The following is a 25111-nucleotide window of genomic DNA, read 5'->3' as shown; positions in this document are numbered from 1 at the left end:
CGACGCCGCCACCAGGCGCGGTCACAAACCAGCCACTACCGGCGACAAGCCGCATCCCAGACATGAAGATCACGATCTGCAGCTGGAGTACTAGAGGGTCACCTGGCCTGAACTGGGGATTTGGAGTTCTAGACACATCCCGAGAAGAGCTCCCGCTCCTCGGGCGATGAAGCCGGCTCCGGCCGGGCCGCCGCGGCCAGCGCTCCGGTCATCCTGAGTAACGAGCCCGGCTCGTTCGCTTGGGGAGTGCTGGCCAAGCGCCACCCTGCCCTCATCCAGCAGGTACGAGACGCCTTCCCGTACGGTCGCCGACAGCATGATGCCCTCGACGCCCTGCTGGATGAGATCACCAACGGCGTCGTCGAACTGATTGCCCCCGGGGAGCACGACTACGTCCGCTGGGCGGACTGGGGGCAGGAGCACTTCGGGCGGTCGTGGTACGACGCCCCGTTCCTATGGGCAGAGAGCTACTTCTATCGGAGGCTGCTCGGCGCGGTCGGGTACTTCGGTACCGGGCCGTGGCAGGGAGTCGATCCGTTCGCGCCCTTCAAGCAGGCCGAACTGCGTGGTGACGCGGTGGAGGAGGAGCTGCTGGCCCTGGACGCGCTCGCGAGCGCTCCGGCCAAGGAGCGGGCCACGGCCCTGCTCCACGCCTCCCTCTGGGGCAATCGCGCGGATCTCGGCTTCCGCGTCTCGGCGAGGGAGCCGGCGAACGGCGATGCCATCGCATCCGCGCTGGTGGCCGACGACAGTACGATGCTGTGGCTCCTCCTGCCTGCCGGAGCGTCCTCCAATGTCGCCGTCGTGGCGGACAACGCGGGACGAGAGCTCATCCCGGATCTGATCCTTATCGACCATCTCCTCGAACACCAGCACGCCGAACGGGTAGTGCTTCACGTAAAGCCCTACCCCTACTACGTTTCCGACGCGCTGACGGCGGATGTCGTTGACTGCCTCCGGCGCCTCGCCGAGGCGCCCGGCGAAGCCGGCCGGATCGGTGACCGGCTGTGGAAGGCCATGGCGGCAGGAAGCCTGGAGGTCCGCACCCACCCGTTCTTCTGCGCTCCGCTGCCGTACGAGGAGATGCCCGAGGACCTTCGCGGCGAGTTCGCGAGCGCCACGCTCACCATCCTGAAGGGCGACCTCAACTACCGTCGTCTCGTCGGCGACCAGCTGTGGCACCCCACGACGCCCTTCGCCGATCTCACCGCATACTTCCCGGGGGCCGTCGCGACGCTCCGGACCTTGAAGTCCGACGTCATCGTCGGCCTGGAGCAGGGAACGGCGGACGCTCTCGAACGGTCCGGGGCTGCCTGGCGTACCAGTGGAACTCACGCGCTGATTCAGGCACGACGCTAGGGGAATCTCCGTGACGATCGAGCCCCAGCTAGCAGTTGCCGCTGCCATCGTCGTTCGGGACGAGCGAGTCTTGCTCGTGCGGCGACGAGTCGCGGAAGGAACACTCTCGTGGCAGTTCCCGGCAGGGAAGATTGAGCCTGGCGAAGCTCCCGAAGAGGCCGCAGTGCGTGAAACCCAGGAGGAAACGGGGCTCCTGGTGACCCCGACCAGTATGCTGGGACAACGGGTTCACCCTGTGACAGGACGGGAGATCCACTACATCGCATGCCAACCCCGCGCCGGCACAGCGTTCGTCGCGAGCGTCGAAGAGCTCGCCGACCTGGCGTGGGCAGCTCACGGCCAAATCCCGCAGTACGTTCCGTACGGGCTGTTCCAACCGGTGCAAAACTACCTCGACCAGGCGCTGCTCTCGTGAGCACCCTCGGGGCAGCTCCCTTGAGTACACGGGAGCGCGTTGTCGTTGTTGGGGCTGGAGTGGCAGGACTCACCACTGCCGTCGTTCTCGCCGAAGCAGGAGCCTCGGTGCAGGTGATCGCCGAGCAGGTGCCGGGCGTCACCTCGCTTGCGGCCGGGGCGATGTGGGGGCCGTACCTGGTCGAACCGAAGGAGAAGGTCGACCAGTGGGGACAGCGGTCCCTGGAGATCTTCCGCGACCTGGCCGACGATCCGGCCACGGGCGTCCGGCTCACCAGCGGCATCGAGGCATCCCGGACAGCTGCGGCGCCACCGGACTGGGCCACCACTCTGCCCGGCTTCCGGCCGTGCGAGCGGACCGAGCTTCCGGCCGGGTTCACCGCCGGGTACCGGTTCACAGTGCCGCTGATCGACATGCCCGCCTATCTCGACTACCTCCTGCGGCGCCTCCATGCCGCCGGGGGAGCAGTCGAGCGGCGACGCTTGACCTCGCTCGCGGACACCGAACCGGCTTCCGTCATCGTCAACTGTGCCGGCCTCGGCGCCCGTGATCTGGTCCCGGACCGTGACCTCCGGCCCATCCGTGGCCAGCACATCGTCGTCGCCACCCCGGGTCTGACCGAGTTCTTCTCCGAGGGCACCGGCCTCTCGCCGGACCTGCTGTGCTTCTACCCCCATGGCGACACCTCGTCCTGGGTGGCACGGCCATCGACGGCGATGGCGACCTCGCCCCTGACGACAAGGCTGTGGCCGGCATCCTCGCCCGCTGCGCCGAGGCCGAACCTCGTCTCACCAAGGCCCGCGTCCTGGAGCATCGGATCGGCGCCCGGCCGACCCGTACCGCGGTCCGGGTCGAGGCGGAGCGGCAGGAGGACGGCACCATGGTCGTGCACAACTACGGTCACGGAGGCGCTGGCGTCACACTGTCATGGGGATGCGCCGAGGCAGCCGAGAGCCTCTTGGCTGGCAGCGGGGACAGGCCGTGAGACACGAGCCGATGGAGCGCCCTGAACATCGGCTGGGCCATGGGCATCGCGGGCGACGCCACAAGCTGTTCGCCGCCGCGCTGGCCCCGCCCCAACCGTCGCTCACGGGGGAGGCGGAGTTGCGGACCGCAGACCCTTCGGCGAAATAAATCTGCTCGGCCCGGCGTTAGCCATCATTCAGCCGAAGAGGGGAAGGTGTCGGGCCTGAAGCTGTTCCGCACGGATACGACGAATAGCGGCGTGACCGAGGTCGCGCCGCGTCTTGCTGAGGTCGAAGCAGATGTACAGCGCCTCGTCGAGGCGCACATGGAGACGCTGCTGGGCGTCCGCTTCCTGGCGAGCGAGTACAGCACCGGGCCGGTGCACGGTGGCCGGATCGACTCGCTTGGGCTGGACGAGAACGGATCACCGGTCATCGTCGAGTACAAGCGGGGCGTCGATGCCGGTGTTATCAACCAGGGCCTCTTCTACTCGGCGTGGTTGATGGATCATCGCGCCGACTTCGAGCACTTGGTCCGCGACCGGCTCGGGGTGATGGCTGCGTCCCAGGTGCTGTGGAGCGGACCGCGTCTTATCTGTATCGCCGGCGACTTCACGCGCTACGACGTACACGCCGTGCGTGAGCACCGGAGGTCGATCGACCTGGTCCGCTACCGGCTCTTCGGTAGCGACCTGCTCGGGCTTGAGACTGTGGCGTCCGTGAGTGGCGGCATGCAGGTAGTCCGTCGGGCGTGCCGACGGGTCGTCGCGCGGGTAGCAGCCGATGTCCAGGGCGGGGCGATGATGGAGCTGGCCAATGCGGTCGACGAGGCGCTGCTCGGTCTCGGAGACGGCGTGAACCGTGTTGAGCGCAAGCAGTACCGGGCGTATCAGCGGCAGCGGAACTTTGCCTGCCTCTGCCCGCCGCAGCGCACCAAGCTGCTGGTTTACCTGAAGGCCGACCCGAAGCACGTAGACCTCGTCCCGGGGTTCACTCGGGACGTGTCTGGGCTCGGCCACCACGGTACGGGCGACCTGGAGGTCCAGCTCCGCACGTCGAGGGATGTGGAGCGAGCGCAGGATCTATTCCGCGCGAGCTACGCGGCGGCGTGATGGCCTGACGGCTTCTTGGACATGCGCGCTTCGCGCTTGGTCTGTGGTCTCCCGGGCGGTGCCTTTCGACGTACAAGCAGGTCGTGGCGGTGGACTATCAATGATGCGCAGGGTCGCCAGTTTGGCCAACCGGCGACCCTGCGCTACGTTCCCCAGCTTTGACGAGGCTCTCGCCGTGGCCTCGCCCAACTGAGCTGTGACGGGCTGATGCCGCGAAGGGCAGTGCTGACGCGATGCCGCCGTGGACGTCACCTACCTGGGGCCGAGCTCGTCTTCGTCCGCCGCCGCGTCAACGTCCTGTGGGCCCTCTTGCGGGAAGGGCGGCGCTACGAGCTCACGCCCCCAGCGTCCCTCGCCGCTTGACAAGTGGCATTAGAAATCGCTGTGAGAGATCAGTCTGCCCGCCTGTGCGCGGGGCAGTTTCGCTGACACTGAATCGAACTGATTTTCATGCGGTGTGGCCGCGCTCTGAGATGCCTAGAGATCACCTTACGGAGGGACAGCGGTGTTCGATTTCCCGAGACTAACATCCCCATATTCCGCTTCATGCAATTGCATGGCGGGATTGCATGGAGCGCCTGCCTGTAGGTTCCTCTTCCGGTAGGGGTGGCAGGCGATTAGTCGGATGAACGAACGCGAGGGTGAGGAGAGATGCATGGGCGGCTACCGCAACGGCGTGTCTGCCAGTTCAATCGAGACGAAGTGGGTCAAGAGTAATATGAGTACGGCCAACGGCCAGTGCGTGGAGTTAGGCACGCTTACTGGGGGTAGGGTCGCCATGCGGAACTCCACTGACCCCGACGGCCCCGCGCTGATCTTCTCCGCCCTGGAGATCGAAGCGTTCGTGGACGGCGCGAAGAAGGGCGAGTTCGACGCGATGTGTGTCAACTAGGCTGAGCAGAAAATAAGTTCGGGCGGACACGCTATCTTCACCATGTCATGATGAGCCATGCTCTTTTATGAATGGAGAATGCGTGTCCGCCCGTCCTGACAACGTATCGCTGTTTCCGCAGCACCGGCAGCGGGCGCTCACGCCGACTGCGGCCGGGCTCGTTCTTGGCGCGGAGCTGCGCCAGCTGCGTACCCGGAGCGGTTACACGGCGACAGCCGCCGCCAAGCTGATCAATGCCTCGACTTCCAAAGTCAGCCGGCTAGAGAGGGCTGAAAGCCCGCCTGACAAGCGGGACGTCCGTGAGCTGGCTGCCCACTACAAGGCGAACGCCGCCAAGGCGGCGGAACTTGAGGAGCTGACTCGCCGGGCCCTGGACCCCGAGTGGTTCGACCGGTACTCGGACTACACCGGCGAGTACATGAGACGGCTCATCGCGCTGGAGTCGGAGTCCTGCAAGCTCTGGACGTACGAGGCCAAGCTCGTACCTGGCCTGCTCCAGACGCCCGAATACGCCAAGAAGATCATCACCGACGGCCTTCGCGTCTCCGAGGGCGAACAGGTGGAACAGCGCATCGCCCTGCGCGAGGAACGCCAAAGGCGCTTCTTCGAGCAGACCGACCCGCCACACGGCACCTTCCTCCTGGACGAGTCCGTGCTACTGCGTCTGGTCGGAACGCCACAGATCATGGCCGGCCAACTGCGCAGGCTGGACAGCTTCATCGATAGGCCCGGCGTCACGATCCTGTTCGTGCCACTGCACGGCACCTTCGTCTCCAACTACAACTCCATGACGCATCTGACGTTCGGCTACGGAGGCCTTCCTCCGATGGTCTACGTCGAAGGTGACGACGAAGCGACATATCTCGTCAAGACTGAGGACGTAGAGCGGCGGATGGAATCACTGCTCCGACTCAGCCACGAGGCGGCCGCCTCGTGGCGCGACAGCCGGACCATACTTCGCGACGCCATCAGGCGTTACGAGCAGTAGCACTGCGGCGTTGCTACCTTGGCGGGACTTCGGCCAGGCCACCGTATTCCGTCCACTCAATGCTGCGCTGGCGTTGCTGAAGTTCTGAGCTCGGGCGCCAGTCCGTCACGTCCACGAGACCGGGTCGCTGGATCACCAGACCGTCGAAGAAGTCGTCCACCTCCCAGCGCTCACGTACCCGGCCCCAGGTGCCGTGGGTCTGCACGCGCATGAGCTCCGTCACATCACGGCGGAGCTGCGGGTCGTCGCTGACCAGTTGGCAGATTACGACGAGGCTGCCAGGCTCCAGCTGCTCAACCACCCGGCCGACGATGTCCTTGGGGCGGTCCTTGTCCGCGATGCAGTGCAGTACCGAGTTGAACAGCACCCCGACAGGCTGACGGAGGTCGATGAGGCTCGCGAAGTCGGGGTGGCCGAAGAGGTAGGGCGTGTTGCCCATGTCGGCGGAGATGATGGCGGTCCGGTCGTTCTCGTCCAGAACGGACCTGCCGTGCGCCAGGACGACCGGGTCGTTGTCCACGTAGACGACCCGTGAAGCGGGGGCGACCGCCTGAGCGATCTGATGGACATTGTTCTGCGTGGGCAGCCCTGAGCCGAAGTCGATGAACTGCCGGATCCCGCGCTCCGCGGCCATGACCCGAACCACGCGTTCCAAGAACCAGCGGTTGTTCCGGGCCAGAGCCTTGGTACTGGGCGCCGATTCAAGCAGCAGCTCGCAAGCCCTCTGATCGGCCTCGTAGTTGTGGTGCCCGTCCAGCAGCCAGTCGTACATCCTCGCTGCACTGGGAATGGATAAATCGACACGCCTGATGTCCGTCAACGGGCAGCCCCTCCCAATTCGAGCCCCGTTTCTCGCCAGGGATAAGAACCCATCGTAGAAGGGCAGCCCGAAGCGCACCACTGCTTCTTGCGCAATGGTGGCGAGGGGTGGCGCGAATATGGCGATTCCGCGTCGGCATTCGCACCGGCATGCGAAGGGGCGTTACAAGAGAGGCGTGCGATCCTCCAGGTGTTCGAGTGTCATGGCGGGCAAGTGCCGCTGAGCGGCCAGAAGCAGCACGGCGACCGAAGCCAGGTCGATGCCCATCAGGTCAGCGATGGCCGCCGACGTCAGTCGTACCTGCCAACACAGCACGGCCGCATCCGCGGTGTCGTGGGGCAGTGAGCGGTAGAGCCGGGCCAGGGCAGGAGTGGAACTTTCTGCTCCGCGGCTCCGTGCGTCGATCTCGACGCTCAGCTGACGCCAGGCATCTGCCGCCGGCCGTGCGCACTGCAGGTATCTGTCCCATTGGTGCGCGACGGTGTCGAGAGCGGCGGCTACGGCTGCCCGTGCGACGGTCTCGTCGAGCCTTGTCCGCGCGTACAGGAGGTAGTGGCTTTGATGCAGTTGAACGAAAGCGAGGAGGCCGAGCCGGCTCTGCCTGTTCTGCGCTGCGGCGGTCGCGGGATGGAAACGGAGGCAGCTGGCCGGCTGGGCCGGTATGACGGGGTGGCGGTGGATGCTCGTGGGGGTGCCCGGCTTCCGGGTGCGATGAGTCTCCGACACGGACTCTTCCTCAAGTTCCACGCACCCGAGCGGGACCCGGGTGCAGTCCGCGCTTGTGCGCCGGACCTCGGGCAACAATGGGTCTCTCCCGGACCGAGGTGGCCCGGGAGAGCAGGTACTGGCGGCTAGCAGCCGCAGAACCAGCGGAAGTGCACGCTGACATCCCACACGCAGCCGCTGAGCGTGCATGCGAACGTGGTCTCAACCGATGCCTTCGACATGAAGGCGAGCGCGGCGACGAACGGCGGCAGCAGCGAGGCCAGCCGAAGAGAAGGACGACCGGACGTGATGCCCGCAACCACTGCGGATCGGTATCCGGAGCTGATAGCGTTCATTTGCCCGGAGGCTGGCTGTTGCCAGCCTCGGCGAAACAGGTCAGGCATTCGAATCTCCAGTCAGATCTATTCGCACCCTGGGCGTGGGGGCAATCCATTCCCGGGGCGGGCATCCCTTGTTGGGAGCTGACTCGACCGTATCGCGTAATGCTCCTCGAATGCCCCTCAAAGGCCCTCATGCAAAGTCAGATTTCGGCGGCGTAACACCGTTCAGGTAATCGAAAATCTATTCCTGCATCGAATCCGTGGTCGTTTCGTTCGGGGGTGCATTGTGTATGGGCCGCGGGTGAGTTCCCGTAAGCCTGTCTGAGCCTGGAGGATTTGTAGGCTTCGCCGTGCCGTCGGGGGAGGCGTCGCGACGTGCTGCATCCTGTGTCGATCCGTCGCGTATCCCTGCCGTTTCGGGGCGGGTTGATCCCCGGGTGTGGACAGCGGGATGTACCCCGTCAGGGCTGGGCTGGTGTTCCGCCCGAGGCGTCAGGGGGAAGGCGTGCCACAGGGCCGAAGGCCACAGGCTGGTCTGCAGCGTCACTTCGAGGCGAGCGACTGTGCCGAGATCTGGCAGTACCTTGCCGCGGGCGATCCGGCCGATGGTGTTGTGGGACATGCCGGAGAGGCGGGCCACAGCGGCGCATGGGTGTGCGACGGTCCGTCACTCATTCTCCTGGTGATCAGCGCGGGCGGCTGATGGCGGTCCCGCCCCTGGCCGCCGTGGTGGCCAGCGGTGTGGTGAGAAGGTTCGTCATGCGTGCTCGAAGAGCGGCCTGGGGCTGGCGGGTGCCGGTTCCGTGGGTGAGGGTTTCCGACAGGTCGGCCAGCAGTGCGCTTGGGGTGTACGGAGATGCGGTGAGGGTCCAGGTGGCGCGGTTGAGGCTCGGGCCTGCTCAGACGGTCCAGGTGTTGAGGTTCTGGATGGGATGCTGCGCGGCGAAGGCGTCGAATTGGACTCCCGCGTCTCCCGCGGGGGATGTCCAGTGGATCCAGCGGCCGTCCACGGTGTGCTGCCATCCGGCATCGGAGAGGGGCTGCGTGGCGGCGGTGACGGTCCTCCGTCGAGTGGGGAGCCGAGGGCTGTGTCCCAGTCGTTGTTGTGGGCGAGGTGATGCAGCAGGTCCTGCAGGACGGGAGCGGGGGTGCTGCCGGTCGCGGTGAGGACCCACATGCGATCGGAGACCGGTGTTTCGTATGCCGCTATGGTCCAGGCGGTCTCGTGGGTGGGGGCGTCGTGGACGCGTTCGATGCGTAGGGTCTGGTCCTCGTGGATGGCGTGGGTGGTCTCGTCGGACCAGGTCCGCCTCTTTTGCCAGTCGCCGTGTGCGTCGAGGAATGTGTCGAGGAGGGCGTCGTGGTTGCCGGCGTCGGCGGCGTAGGCAGGGACGATCTCCAGTGCGGGGAGGGGTGCCTCGGGCTCGACTGCCGGTGTGTCGAGGGAGGTTCGGGCTTTGGCAGCGGCGCGTTCTGTGTCCGTCATGGGTGCCGGGCCGGGCCGCATGGTGTCGCCGTGGGCCTTCTCGAAGGCGACCAGAGCCTGGGCCGGAGAGTCGAAGGTGTCGGCGACCTGCCGCAGGTGGTTCTCGCCGTGGAGATAGACGCTCTTGCCACCACTGAGGTAGGTGCCGACTGCGACGGTGGTATGGCCGTCCTGGGCGTGGGCGTGGATGAGTAGGTGGCCGTACTGGATGTCGTCGTAGATTTTCTGGGCCTGGTCGGAGACCTCGCGGATCTCGCTGCGAGTGCACCAGGGCATCGGGTAGTTGGCCCAGGTCCATTCCTCATCGATCGCCTCCCGCAGACTGGGGGCGATCTCGGTGGTGATCCCCTCGGCGTTCAAAGCTTGGGCGGCCTTCTCTGCCCAGTACGGCTCCTCATGGTCGATGCGAGCGAGCACGAGGATGTTCTCGGCAACCGCGATCCAGCCGTCAGCCTCCAGCGCCATGTGCGCGACGTGGGCCTGGGTACCGGTCAGGGCGGCGGTCACGGCACTGGAGTGGGCGGGGTGGCTGTCGAGCCGCACGTGCGCGTCGACGGACGGGGTGGTCACCAAGGTGTGCGCTCTTCTGCCGGCGGCCGGATTGCGGAAATCCGGCCGCCGACGGGTTTGGGGTCAACGGGAATTACGAGCGGCGGGTGGAGCCGTGGTCCGTGGCGGACCGGCCCGGGGTGCGGCCGTGGCCCTGGTGCGTGTGGGGTTGTTCGTCGGTGTGGGTGAGGTGGCGTGCTGCCAGCGGGTCCGTACGGCGGAGAGATCCGTGAGCGCGCGGCGGCTGCCGGTGACGAGTTGGTACGGCGTGGTGGCCGGGTCGTCGGTGTATGCCTCGATGCGCCGGCCGGTGCGGTGGGCGGTCATGAGGACGGAGCGCTGAAGGATGCGCTCGCCCCAGTGCTCCGGCGATCCGGACGTTCCTGCGAGGAGGTCGAGCAGTTCCCTCGGTCTGGCACCGGTCGTGAGGAGACCGCGGTGCTGCGCTTCCCACAGGACCGTCATGCGGTCGACGGGGGTGCCGCGGCGGGTCAGCGAGGTCAGGCACTGCCACAGTCCGGCGTGCAGAGAGTGCGTAAAGTCGCCAGGGGCCAGCCATCGCATCTGACCGACGCTGCTCGCGTGCAAGGTCGAGGTCGCGAGCAGCAGCCTCTCCTCGTCGAGGGCCTCTTCGTCATGGTGGGTAGCCGTCGGCGGTGCCAGGGTGCGGGGCAGGGATCCGGCGTGGGGCGGGAACCGGGCGGCGATGTCGTCCACCACGGCGGTGAGGGCCTCTGCCTCGGCAAGGCTGGTGGTCACGCGCTGCGGGAGCGAGATGTCCCGAGCGGTACGCATGAGGCGCTGGGCGGCGGCGGCGAGTCGGCGACGGGAGTGCTCTGCCTCGACTATCCGGGCGTAAGCAGGCGCGTGCCGGGCCGATGGGCAGACCTGGATCAGGGTCTGCAGGTAGAGGGCGGACAGTCCGCGCGCTTGGTCGCGGGCGGCGGCAAGTACCTGGTCGAGCCACTTCGTGGTCGTGGCGTGCTCGACCGGGTCCGGGGCCGGTAGCGAGAGGATCGTGGCGAACAGGGCGGTGTGCGCGGCGGTGGAGAACGAGGCGGGGGCGATCCCGGTCACGTCGTTGAGGTGCCGCGGTTCGAGCAGGAGCGCGCCGAGGAGGGCCTGTTCGATGTGGAACACCGGATGCGGCGGCGGGATGGCATCGAGGTCGTCCGCTTCGGGGTCGGGAGTGCGGGGCATCAGGCGGCCAGGGTGAAGGCGTCGGGGTTGAGGGGAACGCCCAGGTGCGGGGCGAGCAGGTGGCCTGCGAGCAGCGGGGGGACAGCGTTGCCGATCTGCGAGAACTGCTGGCCCTTGTTGCCTGCCCAGGGGTAGCTCTCTGGGAACGTCTGCAGGACGGCGGCCTCGGGGGCGGTGATCCGGATCGGCTCCGGGACAGGCGCTGGTCTCGCTTCCGCCTGCTGGGTGGCTGGGGGTTCGGCAATCCAGGTGCACTCATTCGCGCGGTGCCCGAAGAACAGCGTTCCCGCCGGCTCGGAAAGCGGCCGGACGGTGGCGTTGGCCTGGTTGTTGCTCCGCAGGGACCAGGACCAGCGGTGCGCCTCGCAGGTGCACGCTGGCGCGGGACCGGTCGACGTGCAGTTCTCGTGGGTGTTGCGCCGTGCCGCACGGTGGGATGGTGGGGCGACACGGTCCGATCGTGGTGTCCATGTGCCACGGTCGCGGGCGTTGGCGAGCGTTTTCCGGGAACCGGACGGGAAGGGCTCTGGGCCGCCACTGGGGCCTCCCCCCGCGCACACGGTCGGGACGGGCTGGTCGGTGGCGCCCCAGCCGAGCGCCTGGGCCATCGAAACCCACTGCGCGCGGCCCGGCCCGAACAGGCTCTCCGGCTCGGGATACCGGGCGTGTGTGGGCGGTGGGGGCTCGGCGGTACGGGTGCGGGAAGCGAGTAGAATCGCCCGCTTGCGCGTCTGCGGCACGCCGAAGTCGGCCGCGTTCAGGATCCCGGTCCAGACCGAGAATCCCCAGCTCCGGAGGATCGCCGCGTACTGCCTCCACAACGGCAGGACGTCGGGGACCTCCTCCATGGCGACCCACTCAGGCTCGCCGACCGTGTTCAGGGCGTGGAGGTAGCGCATGGGTTCGGCTGCCAGAAGACTGCGCGCGTCCCGGCAGGAGGCGAGGAGCGTCTCGCGGGTGTCGCGGCCCTCGGCGAGGTCGGCGACGGCCGTGTGCACGAGTGGCTGGTCCAGCAGACCGAGGCGCTTGCCGGCCATCGACCATGCCTGGCAGGGCGGGCTCGCCAACACGCCCCAGGTCCGGCCGACGAACGGAAGAACCGGGTAGAGGGCGACATCGGTACGTATGGTCTGCAGCCGTGCTGCGGCACGGGTCTTGCAGGCCCATTCATCCCATTCCAGCCCCACATCCCGGACACCCAGAATGGCTAGAGCATGGCTCCATCCGCCCGGACCCGCGAAAAGATCAAGAACGAGTCCCCTCATACGGCCAGCCCGAAATCGTCCTGCGAAGGATCTGCTTCGGAATCGCGGCACGCCCACGGCGAACATCCGTCGGCGACGCCCAGCTCCAGCTGCTCGGCATTGGGTCGTGCAGTATCGGAATCTGGCTGAAGCGCGGCCCATTCGGTGGCGGTGACGTGATCGATAGGAGCTTCGCTGAGCGGTACGCGGGAGCGGTGGAGATATGCCTCGCCCAGCAGCCGGTTCCCGCTGGCATTTGCTCGGGCGTTTCCGTTGCGGATGGCCTTGTCGAATTCCACCACGTCCGCCCACTCGGCCGGTGAGTTGTCCCTGATGTTTCTCCACTGCGCGTTGCCGTGGAAGGGGCACCCAAGGCAGCTCGATTTCGGGGTGTCGGCCAGTCCCAGGGACGTCAGGTAGCTGATGCAGTCCGTGCGCGACCAGTTCATGTCGACGATCAAGGGATGCCGGTTGCGCATGTACTGGACATCGGCATCCTTGGCGCGATGAAATTCATCGATGGAGATTCCGACCCACTGCTCGACAAAAACACCCTTGGGTATTCGGGTCGGAGAGGGGTATCCGAGAATTTCCCGGACCTGTCGTTTGATCGGCTTTATTTTATATTCGCCTGTGCATTGGCGCCGGGTCATTCCCGGCTTCCCGTCCTTGTTCAGAATATAGAGAGGCATCGAAGCGAAACGGTGCTCCGGGTTGAGAGCGTCCTCGCGGATGTTCCCGGAGGAGACACGGAGAATCGGAATTCCGGCAGGATCGGCTATTTCCCTTTCGAGTCGGTCAAGGTGACGGTAGACCTCGGCGGGTTCCCAGCCGGTGTCGGCGAAAATTGCGTAATCGACCCTGGGGAGAACACCCTCGGCGGAGAGGGCTAGAAGCGTACTGGACTGAATTCCGGCGCCGAGCGACAGAATACGGTGACGAGGCTGGGACAAGAGGAAGGACTCCGGGAAATACGGGAGGGAATGTGGTGTGCTGCGGGATCAGCGGCGTCGGGGCGGGGCCGTGGAAGCAGCGGCGGGCGTCGGCGGGGTGGTGGAAGCGGCGCGGTCACGGGCGGCTTGGAGGTGCTCGGCGGCGGACACCCACTTCGCTCCTTCCGCGCACTGGGCCGGCATGCTGGCCAGCAGGTCCACGGCGACAGCGACGCGTTGCGCGGGTGACGGGCCGATGAAGATGGGCTTGGTGTTACGCAGTGCGGCGACGCGCGTGTTCTCCGTCTTGCGGGCAAGAGCAGCTGTCAGCTCGGCGGAGACGACCTGGGCCGACTCCGCGACCCGGCCCAGGTGCGCCAGAGCCTGGCGCCCCTCTGGCCGGGTGCACGCCGGCTGCTCGGAGAAGTTGAGGAACAGGAACAGGGCCCTCTTGGCGAGGTCCTGGGCCGTCATGATGTCCAGCACCTGGTGGGACCAGCTCGTTGCTGGTTTGCTCCGCAGTGTTGTGCACAGGGCGGCGGCGCCATTGCCGAGTACGGCAAGTTCGACGGCGATCGTGGTCTCGCTGGCCTCACTCATGGGTTGCGTCCTCGGCGGGTGAACTGACGGCGGTGGCGAAGTCGGCGACGAGAGCGGCTGCTGCTTCGCGGCCGGCCGATGTAAGGGCGCCCACGATGGGAGAACCGACCATGACACCGTCGACCAGCGGCGCGACGGCCCGGGCGAGGGCCGGGGTGGAGATCCCGATGCCCGAGACGACCGGAAGCGTTGAAGCCTTCCGCAGTCTTCGGACCGAACGGTTCAGGTCCTCAAGGTCAACGGGACCCTGGTTGCCGGTGGTGTGGTGGGTGGCTGGGGCGTAGAGCCATCCGGACGCCGACGCACACACCTCGTCGAGCTCGTTGTCTGCGAGGTGCGGGGGCACGAGCCGTGGGCAGGCCAGGCCGGTCTCGGTGAGCGTGGCCGCCCAGGTCCCGGCCAGGGAGTCGGGCAGGTCGACGACCATGATCCCCGCGGCTCCGGCCGACCTCATGTCACGGGCGAACAGGTGCGGCCCGTACCGGGCGACGGACTCCCAGTACGCCATCACCACGACCGGGGCGCGTGAGGCGGCGTGCGAGACCGTGTCCAGCACATCGCGCACACGGGTGCCGCGGTCCAGTGCCTCGTGGTAGGCGGAGGTGATGACCGGACCGTCCAGGACGGGTGCGCGGTGCGGGACGCCGATCTCGAAGAGGTCGGTCCCGCTCTCGGAGAGCGTGTCGATGGTGCGCCGCTCGGCGGGCGGGGCCGCGAGGCCGGCGGGTAGGAACACGCCCAAGGAAGTCGGACAGGAATGCGGGTGAGTGCTGGGCGGAGTACTGGTCGGCGGTAGAGGCAATCGGGATTTCCAACAGGGGTGTTGAGGCGTGTTCTGTCGCTGCGGGGGAAGGCCGGAGACCAGAGGAACGCCACAAATGTGGGACGGGTGTACAGCGCGGGTAGTCAGCGCAGACGCTTCATGGGCGCCGGGGCATGGACGGGAGAGGGGCTGTTCTGATGGCCGGGTGTGGTGGACGGTGCTTGTCTGAATGAGCCGGCGAGTGCACTGACTCCGTCTGCAGTGAGGCGAAGGCGCTGGGGCTTGCCTTCTTGTTCCGCGTCCTCGCGCTGGATGAGCGCTCTTGTTTCTAGGTCCCGGATGGTGTTGATGCTCAGACGGGCGCCGTCGTCGTTCGAGATGTACTGCCTGCCGAGCATCAGCGTGACGTGGGCTTTGCCCCGGGCCACGGCGTGCATGGCGGGAAGGTCTGCGGAGGCGAGCGCGGGCGCGTTTTCGCGTGTCTGGGCAACTCGCTGACGGAGTGTCTCGACAGCGATTGTCTCGGCGAGAGCGACACAGGTTTCCGCGCCGAGAGCAGTCAGATCCTTGGCCATCCCGGCCTGGTGTGCGGCAACGCTGTGGCCGTCGTCGTTGAGGATCAGGAGGCCGCGCAGTTCCGAGGCGGCGCCTGCTGCCAGATAGGCCGTTTGTCGCAGGCGCATGGAAGCATCGACTACGGCTGGGGTGCTGCGGAGCGTGCCCTCGACGGACTCCCGGACTCCCAGGGTGAGTACGGCAAGTTCCTGAGTGGTGGGAATCTGCTGGCGCAGGGCTGATCCCTGCAGGTGGCCAGTGGCAGCGAGCGCCTTCAGCAGGTCGCCGTGAACGATGAAGTCGTCGGCCAGGGTGATGAGTCGCTCGGGAAGAGAGGGCAGGTCGAAGAGCTGGCAAGGGTCGGACAGTGCGGTCGTCATGGAATGGGTCCTTCGTGACGTGTGCGGTGCAAGAGGTGTGAGGTCCCTGCCGGGCAGCGGCAACGATGCGGGCCGTGACCGGCCCGAGTGAGGGATGTGCCCGCGGGCCGGCTGATCGGTCGGCCTCGTCAGAGGCGCGGCAATCAGCGGGTGCTTCGGGAGGCTGAGGCTCGGCTGTCTGCGGCGAGAACCTGGGCGACCTGTGCCATGGCGTGCGCGGTGTGTGGGCCGAGGCCGCTGGAGTGCGTGGGCGTGATCACGGCGGAGCCGCGTGCGAGGACTGGGATGTCTGCGAACCGGCGCTCCACGGGCGTCTCGTCGGACACGTGCGCGAGGAACTGAGCGACGAGCCGCTGAGGAGCGTCGCGGGTGAACGTCGCGCTCCAGTGGGTGTCGAACCCGTCGTACACCGAGTGGACGATCCGCCACGGGTGCTCCGGGTCCGTGGTGTGCTCCACGGCGCAGTGCCCGTCGGGGGACGTCCATGTCACACCCGAGGCTGTCTTCGACAGGTCCCAGCCGCTCGTCTTGGCGATGTGCGCGACGTCTTCGGTGGCGAGAGGGATGCGGTCGGCATGACGGTGGTCGCCGAGCACTTGAGGCAGGGCTTGAGTAACGGCGGCGACGGCCTCGATGGGCGTCTGGCGGCCGAACTCGGCCTGCCAGTAAGGCTCGTGGTGGGCAAGTGCCCACCACATGCCGTCCTGACGGTCGGGAGCGAAATCGAGGAACATTTCGCGGTAGGGGCTGTTGAGGAGTATGCGACCGGTCACGAGCCGCTCGGATGTCCAGCCGAACAACTCGGTCAGGGGGCTGATGGCATCACGGAGCCGGCCGAATCCCGTTCCTGCGAGATACCGCGGGGAGACCATCACGCGATCGTCGGGCCGAAACTGGGTCATCGGCGCGCTCCCCGGGCGGGGATTGCCGCAGGGGCAGCCGGTGCTGGAACGGCAGCCGCAGAAGCGGAGCTCCGGCGGTGCGCGAGAACGCGGTGCCCGTCCGCTGTGACCGTGATATCGCGTCCGCGGAACAGCGGCACGGAGGTGTCGAGATGGACCAGGCCCCGTTTGTCCAGGGATTGGAAGGTCGCGATGGTGACGCGGCTGCCGTCGGGGACAGCGACGTGGGCGGATCCCCTGCCCTTCGTCTCCATCTTTGCTCCCCCTGTCGCCAGGGCGCCGAGCGCCTCGTACTGGGTGTCGCTCAGCGTCTGCGAGGCATTGCGCCGGACGGTGTTCGTGGAGGCGGGGGCGATGTCCTTGGACATTCCGGTGGCCACGTAGGCGCAGACCGTCGCGCACAAGTCCAGCTGCCCCGCAGCGTCCTGGAGGTGCTCGGCCATGACCGGGACGGCTTTGGCATGCCGTGCCTCGCGGAACCGGGCCTCGTGTTCGGTGGGGCCGCAGAAGCCCGTGCCGTCCAGAGGATTGCGGGCCATGGCATGGGCGAGGTCGCAGCTGGCCAGGGCGGACGAGCCGATGGCCGAGCAGAGGGCGTCCAGAGACTCCATACTCCCGGCCACGGTCGTGTACGGGCTGCTGGCGAGTTCGGAGACCTGGGCCGTCAGCCTGGCGGTCAGGCCCTGGGCGGTGTGGAACACCGGGGAGATGCTGCGCAAGGTGGTAGTGCCCGGCGCGAGGGCGAGGGCGAGGGCGAGGACCTGGGATCGGAGAGCTTCGAAGCCGGCGGCGAGATGCCGTAGCCGGTCGATCTGGGAGGAAAGGTCTATGTCATGCATGGGTGTTGGGGTCTTCTTCGTATGGCGGGTTCTGTGCGTGAGGCCGGTTGAGCAGGCGGATCAGCGGAGACCGATTCGGTCATCGGCGCCTGTTGCCGCCCTTGGCGGGGGCCGGCACGCTGCCCGGTGACGCCGGCTGGGCCCGGCCGGGCTTCTGGATGTCCAGCACCAGCCTTCCGCGGGCGGTGATCTCGATCTCGCGGGGGACGACCGAGGAGATGCTGTCGTGGATGCGGATCAGGCGGTCTTTCAGCAGCACGTTGAAAGGTTTGGCGTGGATGATGTTGCCGTCGCCGTCCCGGACGCTCGTCTTGTCGTTGCGGCTGGTGTAGTGGTTTGCGCCTCCTTGGGCGATCTTGTCGAGGGCCGCGTACTGGGCGTCGGACAACTCGGGCAGCTGGGGGCGGTGGTCCGGGTGATCTTTCAGATCGCGGGCAATGCCGGAGGCGGTGTGGTGGCAGCAGGCCGCGCACAGGGCGAGGTGGTGGACGGCGGTGGTCAGGCTCTTGGCCAGGATGGGTGCGGAATTGGCGAGCCGGGCCTGACGTGTGGCCGCGTCGTCGGGCGTCTCGGTGAAGGGGGCGGCTTCGAGTGGGTTGCCGGCGACGGCCCGGGCCAGCTGCGAGGCGGCTACGGCGGCCGAGGCGACGACCTCGCTGAGTGTTTCCAGGGAGGAGCGGCTGCCGGGTACGGCCGTGTACTGGCTGCCGTCGAGAACGGACAGCCGGACCAGTGTGCGGCCGACCAGTTCGTGGACGGAGAGTATCTGCGGACCGATCTGCTTCAGCAGCTCGCTCCCCGGCCGGCCATCCAGCGCGGTGACAGTGGTGTGCAGGGCGGTGAAGTCGGCGCCGAGCTTGTGGAGTAGGTCGATCTGCAGAGGCAGGTCGATCTGGCGTAGGGCGATGGTGGGCCTCCGGGGTAGGTCAGTGGGTGCGGCGCCGCGTCGGCCCTGCGGCCGGGCTGCCGGGTACGGGGGACGAAGCCGGGCCGGGAGGGGCGGGGATCGCATCGGGGGTAGGGATGCCCAGATCGATACGGACGCCGATGCCGTCGGCATGAGCGTGGGCTTCGGCACGCACGACAGCGCTCAGCAGACCGAGTTCGTCTACCGGTGTGACCAGCCCGTACGAGGTGCCATCGGCCGAGGGAGCGAAGCCGTGCCGGCCGAGAAGCGAGCGGGCTTCGTCCGTATCAGTGGTCGCTGTGAGAACGGGACCGGCGAAGGTGAAGCGGAGGCCGGGGTCGGGCGCAGGCTCCTTCGGGTTCCACCGCGTGGTCCGGGAGAGGTCGACCAGGTCGTGGGTGTGAGCCAGGAGCCCGTACATCGCTATGCCGGCCTTCTCGTTGGCATCCTCGGGCATTCCGGGCGGCAGGAGGAAGACCGTCCGGCCGCGCACCTTACGGGCAGTGAACCCGGCAGCGGTGAGCACGCGGTTGGCGCCGCGGAGGGGACGGTTGAGCACGACGAACGTGTGGTCGTCATCGGTGGACCCGATGAACACGTCCGGTACGTCTACGAACGACACGGGATCTCCGATTGAGGACAGGTGCAGATGCGGGTGGGGGAGGGGGCGGCACGCGGACTCCGTCAACGCCTCGCGTGCGCGGCTGCCGCTGAGGCCGGTTCCGGCAGCGTCACGGTGGAGCCGTCGGTCATGGTGTGCTGGCCTTGACGGGGAGCGGCGGGAGAGCCGGAATGCCATGGCGCGATAGGTGACCGCGGCCTGCTCCATCTCGTCACTGGCCCGTCGGAGCTGATCATGGCTGGCCGCAGAGGTGGGGTCTGCGTCTTCGTACAACAGGACCTCGGTGCGATGCTGGATTGCCAGGTTGCATGGCGTGGCAGCGAGTGAGATCTGGGAGCAGGCGCCGACGAGGTGCGCCCGGTTCTGCTCGCCGCGCTTCATGGTGGCGTACTGGCTGATCGACAGGTCGTGGAGTTGTCGCGTGCACTGCAGGGCAAGTTCCTGAACGTGGAGGCTGACAGGCACGATCTCGCGTACTGGTTTGGCGATCTCGCCCTGCCGTATGCGGTCCACATCCGCTCGCAGCGCGGTCAGCGCAGAGGCCACCTCACTGAGAAGACGGGCGTGCTCGATCAGTTCGGTGCTCTGCAGGACAACTCCGGTTGTGCGACAAGAGGTTAGAGAACGCGGAAGGCGACCGGTTGTCGGCCGTGTGGCGGGAGTGGGCCGGGACGGGTTGCAGCCGGGCCTGGTTATGCGGCCTGGTCGTAGTCCGACTGGGTCGGGGAGTGCTTGGCGACGGCGCGGGCGGTGATGGCCTTCGACGCGCGGGCGGAGGCGGCACCGAGCTCGTCGGAGCCGGGCTCGGCGTACCAGGGGCGCAGGTCGAGCATCGCGACCCTCATGCCGGTGGCGAAGCAGAGCGCGCTCCCCTTGGGCAGGGCGCGGATCGCGTCGGCGGGCAGGATCCGCTCCTGGCGCATCGATACGGAGGTCGATTTGCCGGACTCGGAGTGCGAGGTGGAGGTGGTCTCGACGTCGTGTTCGCCGATCAGCCGGGAGAGTTTGTCCGCGAAATCAGGGTCGTCGATGCCGGAGCCGATGACCTTCACGGTCGATGCGGACCACATCGCGTCCATGCCGGCGTCTCCCCAGACCTTCTGGCCCTGGCGGTAGGACTGGAGGATGGTGATGGGGATGATGCCGCGGCTGCCGAGGTGGGAGTACAGGTCCGGCAGGTCCGAGATCTTGCAGACGTTGGCGGCTTCGTCGAGGATCGCGAGCATCGGCGGGTCGAGGCGTCCGCCGGCGCGTTCGGCCTGCGCGGTCGCGGCCCGCATCACGGAGTCCGCACACGCGGCGATCAGCGCGCTCGCCCCTCCGCCCCCGTCCTTGCTCAGGAGGAAGAGGGTGTCGGTGGAGGTGACGAACTGCGATGGCCGGAACTCCGCGACGTCCTTCTGTGGTGTCACCCAGGCGGCGATCTCGGCGTTGAGTAGCGCGGACGCGTACTGTCTCGCCGTCTCGTAGATGCCGTCACGGGTCTCCGGTGGTCCTTCGACGGTGCCCTTGAGCTGGGAGGCTACTGCGGTGAAGTCATGGTCACGCAGGATGTCCAGCGGTGTGCGGTCGGCGGGGAAGGCCAGCCACTGCATCACGTCGGTGATGGGCCGCTCGTCGAGCGCGGCGGCGAGGAACAGCTGGGACAGGATGTTGCTGCCGGCCTTGGACCAGAAGTCCCCCTGCTGGGAGGCATCTACCGATGCGGCGAGGAAGTGGCCAGCCAAACGCCCCGCTCCGTCAAGGGATCTGGCTTCGGAAAGCGGGTTCCACCACATCTCGCGTGCGGCGTGCGCGATCTGCTGCGGGTCCATCGACCACACCCGTCCCACACGGCCGCGGGCGTCGTAGGTGGCGGTGAAGGCGTCATTGGCGGCTTTGTTCGAGGTCAGCAGAACCGGGCCGGGCGCGTGCAGGATGGAAGGGATCGCGAGACTGGTGGTCTTGCCCGAGCGGGGCGCCATGATGGCGACGGCCACGTCCTCGTAACCCATGCGCACCTCGTGCCGGGTGCCCTGCAGGTTGCCGAGCAGGATACCGGTGTCGTGGGCCTCGATGTGCTTGGCGTTCTTCAGGCTCGGGCGCAGGGAGCGGGCCTTGTCCGTGATCGCCTTGGCCATCAGGGGCTCGATGTCCCGGGCCTTGGCCATGCCGGTGATCTTCTTCTTCCGGTCGCCGCGATCCTTCTTGCGGGACCACAAGACGCCGGCCGCGGCGGCGAGTGCCAGGGCGAGGGTGACGGGAACGATGCGGGTGCCGATGAGCAGGGACGTTTCTCCGGCGTGGGGCCAGAGCCGGTCGGGGTGGAGCAGAGCCGCGGTCGGCTGGTACGGCGCCCACGGGAGGTCGGTGAGGTAGGCGGTGATATTGCCGGACAGCCAGGCGAGGTTCGAGAGAGGGACGACGACGGCGAGGACTCCGAGAAGAATCCGGAAGGCTATGTCGTACCCGTCGGAATTGCTGGAGGAAGGGGGCAAGAGGGGGCTACGTGCTTCCAGGTGGGGACAAAGGTCAGCGGCTGCGGCCGTTCCGAGGCACTGGTCGGCGCAGGGCGCTCGGGGGCGTTGCCGGGTGGGCGCGGCGGGCGGCGACGGCCTGGACACGTTCTTCGAGGGCGGCGGCAATCTGCACCGCGGGAATCTCCCGGCGGGTGACGAGGTCCGGGTGGCGAGTTGGGAAGCTGCGCGGGTTGTCCGCGCGGGGTACGGGGCTCGGATCGGCAAGCGCGGCGGAGAATGCGGCGAGCAGGTGCGGCGGGGTGTGCGCGTCGAACCTGGCCTGCCACACCATCCGGCCCAGGCCGAGCGTGGTGGTGACGAACCAAGGGCCAGCCCCCAGGCGCTCGACATACGCGGTTCCGTCGGGTGAAACGAAGCCATCCGCCCCTGCCGCAGGTGACCAGCCGGCCTGTCGCAGCGGTTCGTGCGGGTCGGCCCATGCGGTCGCAGCCGTGTCCGGGGCAGCGAGCGCGTCGGTGAAGGCGGCGATGATCTCGACCGGTGTGCGGGCTCCGAAGCTCGCATACCAGGCAGGGTGGTCTGGCGTGGGGGCGTGGTGGAGGGTCCACCACTGGCCGTCGGGGGCGGGCTCCAGGCGTAGGAGGGCTTTCTGGTCGGGGCTGGAGAGGATGACGCGCGGCATCAGGGGGTCGTTGCCGTGACTCCAGCCGCAGGCGCGGTGGAGGGGGACGGTGATCCAGGCGGGATCACCGCCGCCGGCCAGGTGCCGTGGGGAGATGTATTCGACCTCGACGGTCTCGGGTGTCTGGGGCATGTTCACCTACGGACCGTTCCGGTCCGGGCGGCCGGAGCAGGGGCCTGTACGAGTGCGCTGGTCGTCAGGGGGGAAGGGGTCTGCCGGGCTGCGGCATGGATGTCGAGGATGCTCTGGCCGTGCGTGGACCAGTCGTCCAACGAGGACCAGGCGTCCGCATTGCGATCGGCGAGCGGGTCGTCGTACTGCTCGGTGCCTGGGCAAGCGGATGCCGGCAGGGAGTCCCGGAACTCCACCCACTCGGACTGCAGGGTCCGAAGGCGCTCCAGGGCCGTGTGAAGTGTGCCGAGCTCCCACACCCACCGTGCCTGGACCTTGTGAGCGGGGAGCTGCTGCAGCTGGTATTCGGCCGTGGCCAGCAGGGTCTCGCCGCTATAGCGGACCCGTTCGAAGGCGCGCCAGGTATCGGCGTGCCGACGGTCCTGGCGCAGCGCGTAGTCGTGTTCGTCGTACGGCACTCCGTCGATGTCGGTCTGTTCGTCGGAGTACACGCTCCACGTGTCCTGGATCCACTTGCTCTCGCGGAGGAACGCTGCGAGGTTGTCGAGCCGGAACTGGTGGTGCTCGGTGGGTGCGGTTGACTCTGAGGAGGGCAAAGGGCGGCTTTCGGTCGGGCAGAAGGTGGTTGTTGTGGCGGTGCGGGCGCTGCCGGTTTGGTTCAGCGGTGGATTGCGGTGTTTTGCGTGGACGGTGCGACTGCTGGCTGGGCCTGCGGTGCTGCCAGGCGCCGGGCCTTACGGGCAGCGGCGCGGACGGCCTTGAGCCGGGCCTCATGGGCGGCGGCGAGTTCCTCGCCCTGCGGGCCGCGCCGCTCCTGGGTGACGAGGTGGTTGTGCGGGACGTCGTACATGCCGCGCTGGACGGGCTCGTTGCTGGCCAGGGCTTTGGCGAAGGCGGCGAGCAGATGCGGGGGCATGCGGTCGTCGAGAGAGGCGCTCCACAGCCGGCTCTCGCCGCCGCCTCCGTTGGGAACGACGGCTTCGGCGGTCCAGTAGAACCGTTCGGCCGGTTCGACGGTCCAGCGGCGCAGGCTCAGGATGCCGTCCGGGTGCGAGGCGGTCTCGTTGCCGTTCTCGTAGTGCTGGTAGGTCCAGCCCGCCGAGGTGAGGACCGGCCAGATGTCCGGTGTGGTCTCGGGCGCGGGCCGGAACAGGGCGTCGGTGAGCGCGGAGAGGATCTCGACGGGGGTATTGCCGCCGAACTCGGTGTACCAGCTGCTTTGTTCGTCCTGCCCGCAGATGCGCCACCAGGCGCTGTATGAAGCAGTCCCGGGTTCCAGGATCAACGAGTGCTGGTAGTCGGGACTGGCCAGCGCGACGTGGGGATAGTCCGGATCGGAACGGCTCTTCCAGCCCGCGGCGCGCAGGGTCTGGGTAATACGGCGGGGATCGCCGCCCCCGGCGAGGTGCCGGGGGCGGGTCTCGAACCAGATCCGGGTGCGGGGGTCGGCTGCACGGGTGAGGAGGTAGGGGATCACTGGTCTTCGGGCGCCGGGATTGTGAACTCGCCCGGCATTGCGCTCAGACGCTGGACGTCCCAGTGCAGGACATGCCAGTCCGTGATCTCCTGGGCGGCCTCGCGCAGGCCGTCGATGATCTGCCGGGTCTCGTCGGCCATGGGCCTGGCTGCCTGCTGGGAAACGAGGCGGGCGGCGCTGCGCAGGATGTCGCCGAGCAGGATGGGAGCGCCGCTGTCCTCGTCGAGGAGCGGGACGAGCAGCGGCACGGCCCTGTCGGCCGAGGGGTAGGTGCGCAGGTAGGCGGCGAGGACGGCCAGGGTTCGGGTGGCCTGGCGGATCTGGGCGGGCTCGGGGGCGTCGGGGGTGTGGTGGGGCATGAAGTCCTTGGCGGAGAGTGTGATGCGGTGCGCGGACGAGGTGGTGCGGGTGGGGTGGGTCAGCGCCGGGCCCGGGTACTGCTGGCTGTTACGTGCGGGCGGGCGGTGGCACGGGGCTGGCCGGCTGCCCAGGAGTTGCGGGCCCACGTGGCGGCACGGGCCGCGGTGATCCGGGCCTGCTGCCAGGCGCCGAGCTCGGAGGGGAGCACGGAGACGGACCTGGTGCGGATCCGGCTGGACGCGGGCACGAGTCCGAGCGGACGCATCACCGGTGTCGGGTCGGCCAGAGCGGCCGAGAATCCCTGGACGAGGTGCATCGGGGTCGTGGGGGAGAAGATCGCGTCCCAGGCGCGGCCGTGCTCGGTCCGGGCCCCGGCCCACCAGTACGCTTCGCCCGGCCCGGACTGGTGGAACTGGACCCACGCGTTACGGTCGGGGCTGACTGCGGTGAAGTGCTGTTGCCCGCCGGTCGTCCATCCCTGCTGTACCAGGGGCGCCCAGGCATTGGGAGCGTGAGCGGACCGCGGCTGGTGCAGTGCGTCGGTGACTCCGGCCACGATCTCCACGGGCACCTGCTTCCCGAGCATGGCGTGCCAGGCTTCCTGCGAGGCGGTCTGTTTGCCGGAGATCGTCCAGCCGCCGGGCTGCGTGAATGGGTCGTATCCGACCCGGATGTTCTTGTCCGGGCTGTCGAAGACGAGCGGCCCGCCGGTCTTGGACTTGTCCTTCCACCCGGAGGCGCGCAGGTACTCGGTGACGTGCCGCAGGTCCCCGCCGCCGGCCAGGTGCCGCGGCTCGACCAGGTAGTGCTGCTGGGGCTGCTCGAACGAGCCCCAGCCGGCCTTCTTCTTCTTCACCGGTGCCGCCTCGCGACTAGAGGGGACGCGACGGCCGGTTTCGCCACTGCCGGCGGGCCGGTGGTGAGGGATTCCGTGAGCTCGTCCAGGTCGAGGCCGATGTCATGCAGTTCGTTTGCGGCCCGGCTCAGGGCGAGGCATACCTCGGGGGGCAGAGCGCCGCGTTCTGCGCTGTCTTTCGCCAAGACGGCTCCGGTGTCCAAGAGGCCGGTGAACCGGCCGAGGACGCCGTCGTCCGGGTCGAGGACGCGAGCGAGGAGTTGGGGAACCTGATCGGCGGGCAGCTGGAACAGGCGGGCGCTCAGTTGTGTGAGCTGACGGGCGATGCTGTCCGCTAGGTAGTCGGCGTAGGGGTACGGGTGGGGCATGGTCCTCCCGGATGGACGGGGCGGGTGCGGGGCCGGGGACTGCGAAGCTGGTCTGGAGTCTTGGGAGGGTCACCGAACGCGGGGATGGTCGGGATGCAGGCGCGCAGGTAGCGGCGGAACACCGCGGTTGCGAGGCGGGGCTTGAGGAGGTGGGAGATCGGTGGGGGCGTGCGGGGTGCTACGGGTCTCTCCTGTGGGTCG

27 protein-coding genes and 1 pseudogene are annotated in these 25111 nt (G+C 67.8%); 6 read left to right on the top strand and 22 right to left on the bottom strand.

The features are described from left to right. Positions 1–210 precede the first annotated feature (210 nt). From ACF08M_RS34805 to ACF08M_RS34780, 6 genes and pseudogenes are all read left to right on the top strand, one after another. Positions 211–1359, top strand: a complete 1149-nt coding sequence (locus ACF08M_RS34805; RefSeq protein WP_392189273.1) for a damage-control phosphatase ARMT1 family protein — start codon at positions 211–213, stop codon at positions 1357–1359. Positions 1360–1363: 4 nt separating this feature from the next. Further along, positions 1364–1774 (top strand): NUDIX hydrolase, encoded by a 411-nt coding sequence (locus tag ACF08M_RS34800; protein ID WP_392189272.1) that lies wholly within the window; start codon positions 1364–1366, stop codon positions 1772–1774. Between the two features lie 20 nt (positions 1775–1794). After that, positions 1795–2759, top strand: a pseudogene (locus ACF08M_RS34795) (FAD-dependent oxidoreductase). Positions 2760–2954: 195 nt separating this feature from the next. After that, positions 2955–3851 (top strand): DUF5655 domain-containing protein, encoded by an 897-nt coding sequence (locus ACF08M_RS34790; protein WP_392189268.1) that lies wholly within the window; start codon positions 2955–2957, stop codon positions 3849–3851. Between the two features lie 625 nt (positions 3852–4476). After that, positions 4477–4743, top strand: coding sequence for a DUF397 domain-containing protein (locus tag ACF08M_RS34785; protein WP_392189267.1), 267 nt, complete (start codon positions 4477–4479; stop codon positions 4741–4743). A gap of 82 nt (positions 4744–4825) precedes the next feature. Then, positions 4826–5731, top strand: a complete 906-nt coding sequence (locus tag ACF08M_RS34780; protein WP_392189266.1) for a helix-turn-helix domain-containing protein — start codon at positions 4826–4828, stop codon at positions 5729–5731. Positions 5732–5744: 13 nt separating this feature from the next. Here the strand turns inward: ACF08M_RS34780 and ACF08M_RS34775 are convergent, their stop codons facing one another. The 22 genes from ACF08M_RS34775 to ACF08M_RS34670 all read right to left on the bottom strand — a co-directional run bounded on the left by ACF08M_RS34775 (position 5745) and on the right by ACF08M_RS34670 (position 24910). Beyond that, the gene (locus ACF08M_RS34775) at positions 5745–6551 is read right to left on the bottom strand and encodes an SAM-dependent methyltransferase (RefSeq protein ID WP_392189265.1); all 807 of its coding nucleotides are present in this window, start codon (positions 6549–6551) and stop codon (positions 5745–5747) included. 162 nt (positions 6552–6713) lie between these two features. After that, complete coding sequence (locus ACF08M_RS34770; protein WP_392189264.1) at positions 6714–7277, bottom strand: hypothetical protein; 564 nt, start codon at positions 7275–7277, stop codon at positions 6714–6716. 125 nt (positions 7278–7402) lie between these two features. After that, entirely contained in the window at positions 7403–7660 is a 258-nt protein-coding gene (locus ACF08M_RS34765) for a hypothetical protein (RefSeq protein ID WP_392189263.1), read from the bottom strand. A 178-nt stretch (positions 7661–7838) separates the two neighbouring features. After that, the gene (locus tag ACF08M_RS34760; protein ID WP_392189262.1) at positions 7839–8237 is read right to left on the bottom strand and encodes a multiprotein-bridging factor 1 family protein; all 399 of its coding nucleotides are present in this window, start codon (positions 8235–8237) and stop codon (positions 7839–7841) included. Positions 8238–8354: 117 nt separating this feature from the next. Next, the gene (locus ACF08M_RS34755; RefSeq protein WP_392189261.1) at positions 8355–9653 is read right to left on the bottom strand and encodes a DUF317 domain-containing protein; all 1299 of its coding nucleotides are present in this window, start codon (positions 9651–9653) and stop codon (positions 8355–8357) included. Positions 9654–9716: 63 nt separating this feature from the next. Next, positions 9717–10832: a DnaB-like helicase N-terminal domain-containing protein gene (locus ACF08M_RS34750; protein WP_392189260.1), complete on the bottom strand. Its 1116-nt coding sequence runs from the start codon at positions 10830–10832 to the stop codon at positions 9717–9719. After that, complete coding sequence (locus ACF08M_RS34745; protein ID WP_392189259.1) at positions 10832–12097, bottom strand: DNA cytosine methyltransferase; 1266 nt, start codon at positions 12095–12097, stop codon at positions 10832–10834. Before ACF08M_RS34745 ends, ACF08M_RS34750 begins: the two co-directional genes overlap by 1 nt. Then, a complete protein-coding gene (locus ACF08M_RS34740; RefSeq protein ID WP_392189258.1) occupies positions 12094–13029 on the bottom strand; it encodes a hypothetical protein in 936 nt (311 codons plus the stop codon). The genes ACF08M_RS34745 and ACF08M_RS34740 overlap by 4 nt, the downstream gene beginning before the upstream one ends. Positions 13030–13077: 48 nt before the next feature. Next, the gene (locus ACF08M_RS34735) at positions 13078–13608 is read right to left on the bottom strand and encodes a hypothetical protein (RefSeq protein ID WP_392189257.1); all 531 of its coding nucleotides are present in this window, start codon (positions 13606–13608) and stop codon (positions 13078–13080) included. Continuing rightward, positions 13601–14344, bottom strand: coding sequence for a tryptophan synthase subunit alpha (gene trpA / locus ACF08M_RS34730; RefSeq protein ID WP_392189256.1), 744 nt, complete (start codon positions 14342–14344; stop codon positions 13601–13603). Before trpA ends, ACF08M_RS34735 begins: the two co-directional genes overlap by 8 nt. Positions 14345–14514: 170 nt before the next feature. Continuing rightward, positions 14515–15306 (bottom strand): hypothetical protein, encoded by a 792-nt coding sequence (locus ACF08M_RS34725; protein ID WP_392189255.1) that lies wholly within the window; start codon positions 15304–15306, stop codon positions 14515–14517. Between the two features lie 143 nt (positions 15307–15449). After that, complete coding sequence (locus ACF08M_RS34720) at positions 15450–16208, bottom strand: DUF317 domain-containing protein (RefSeq protein ID WP_392189254.1); 759 nt, start codon at positions 16206–16208, stop codon at positions 15450–15452. Next, a complete protein-coding gene (locus tag ACF08M_RS34715) occupies positions 16205–17047 on the bottom strand; it encodes a hypothetical protein (RefSeq protein ID WP_392189253.1) in 843 nt (280 codons plus the stop codon). Before ACF08M_RS34715 ends, ACF08M_RS34720 begins: the two co-directional genes overlap by 4 nt. Positions 17048–17126: 79 nt before the next feature. Then, positions 17127–18059, bottom strand: coding sequence for a hypothetical protein (locus tag ACF08M_RS34710; protein WP_392189252.1), 933 nt, complete (start codon positions 18057–18059; stop codon positions 17127–17129). Next, complete coding sequence (locus tag ACF08M_RS34705; protein ID WP_392189251.1) at positions 17974–19122, bottom strand: hypothetical protein; 1149 nt, start codon at positions 19120–19122, stop codon at positions 17974–17976. The genes ACF08M_RS34710 and ACF08M_RS34705 overlap by 86 nt, the downstream gene beginning before the upstream one ends. Before the next feature lie 146 nt (positions 19123–19268). Then, positions 19269–21053, bottom strand: a complete 1785-nt coding sequence (locus tag ACF08M_RS34700; RefSeq protein ID WP_392189250.1) for a type IV secretory system conjugative DNA transfer family protein — start codon at positions 21051–21053, stop codon at positions 19269–19271. Positions 21054–21087: 34 nt separating this feature from the next. Further along, positions 21088–21849 (bottom strand): DUF317 domain-containing protein, encoded by a 762-nt coding sequence (locus ACF08M_RS34695; RefSeq protein WP_392189271.1) that lies wholly within the window; start codon positions 21847–21849, stop codon positions 21088–21090. A gap of 2 nt (positions 21850–21851) precedes the next feature. Then, a complete protein-coding gene (locus tag ACF08M_RS34690; RefSeq protein ID WP_392189249.1) occupies positions 21852–22445 on the bottom strand; it encodes a hypothetical protein in 594 nt (197 codons plus the stop codon). Positions 22446–22507: 62 nt separating this feature from the next. Then, a complete protein-coding gene (locus tag ACF08M_RS34685) occupies positions 22508–23326 on the bottom strand; it encodes a DUF317 domain-containing protein (RefSeq protein WP_392189248.1) in 819 nt (272 codons plus the stop codon). Further along, on the bottom strand, positions 23323–23685 hold the full coding sequence (locus ACF08M_RS34680) for a hypothetical protein (RefSeq protein ID WP_392189247.1): 363 nt from the start codon (positions 23683–23685) through the stop codon (positions 23323–23325). Before ACF08M_RS34680 ends, ACF08M_RS34685 begins: the two co-directional genes overlap by 4 nt. A gap of 59 nt (positions 23686–23744) precedes the next feature. Then, on the bottom strand, positions 23745–24542 hold the full coding sequence (locus ACF08M_RS34675; protein WP_392189246.1) for a DUF317 domain-containing protein: 798 nt from the start codon (positions 24540–24542) through the stop codon (positions 23745–23747). After that, complete coding sequence (locus tag ACF08M_RS34670) at positions 24539–24910, bottom strand: hypothetical protein (protein ID WP_392189245.1); 372 nt, start codon at positions 24908–24910, stop codon at positions 24539–24541. Before ACF08M_RS34670 ends, ACF08M_RS34675 begins: the two co-directional genes overlap by 4 nt. Positions 24911–25111: the final 201 nt, after the last annotated feature.

The sequence above is a fragment of the Streptomyces sp. NPDC015032 genome, from assembly GCF_043080425.1.
Classification (GTDB): domain Bacteria; phylum Actinomycetota; class Actinomycetes; order Streptomycetales; family Streptomycetaceae; genus Streptomyces.
Note: the sequence above shows the minus strand (reverse complement) of the source record. Positions and strands in the feature narration are given on the sequence as shown.

Coding starts and splice junctions, on each gene's coding strand:
- ACF08M_RS34765 (WP_392189263.1), bottom strand. CDS start 7,660: ATGCCTGACCTGTTTCGCCGAGGCTGGCAACAGCCAGCCTCCGGGCAA.
- ACF08M_RS34750 (WP_392189260.1), bottom strand. CDS start 10,832: ATGCCCCGCACTCCCGACCCCGAAGCGGACGACCTCGATGCCATCCCG.
- ACF08M_RS34720 (WP_392189254.1), bottom strand. CDS start 16,208: ATGACCCAGTTTCGGCCCGACGATCGCGTGATGGTCTCCCCGCGGTAT.
- ACF08M_RS34735 (WP_392189257.1), bottom strand. CDS start 13,608: ATGAGTGAGGCCAGCGAGACCACGATCGCCGTCGAACTTGCCGTACTC.
- ACF08M_RS34695 (WP_392189271.1), bottom strand. CDS start 21,849: ATGCCCCAGACACCCGAGACCGTCGAGGTCGAATACATCTCCCCACGG.
- ACF08M_RS34710 (WP_392189252.1), bottom strand. CDS start 18,059: ATGCGATCCCCGCCCCTCCCGGCCCGGCTTCGTCCCCCGTACCCGGCA.
- ACF08M_RS34680 (WP_392189247.1), bottom strand. CDS start 23,685: ATGCCCCACCACACCCCCGACGCCCCCGAGCCCGCCCAGATCCGCCAG.
- ACF08M_RS34785 (WP_392189267.1), top strand. CDS start 4,477: ATGAACGAACGCGAGGGTGAGGAGAGATGCATGGGCGGCTACCGCAAC.
- ACF08M_RS34725 (WP_392189255.1), bottom strand. CDS start 15,306: ATGACGACCGCACTGTCCGACCCTTGCCAGCTCTTCGACCTGCCCTCT.
- ACF08M_RS34715 (WP_392189253.1), bottom strand. CDS start 17,047: ATGCATGACATAGACCTTTCCTCCCAGATCGACCGGCTACGGCATCTC.
- ACF08M_RS34670 (WP_392189245.1), bottom strand. CDS start 24,910: ATGCCCCACCCGTACCCCTACGCCGACTACCTAGCGGACAGCATCGCC.
- ACF08M_RS34745 (WP_392189259.1), bottom strand. CDS start 12,097: ATGAGGGGACTCGTTCTTGATCTTTTCGCGGGTCCGGGCGGATGGAGC.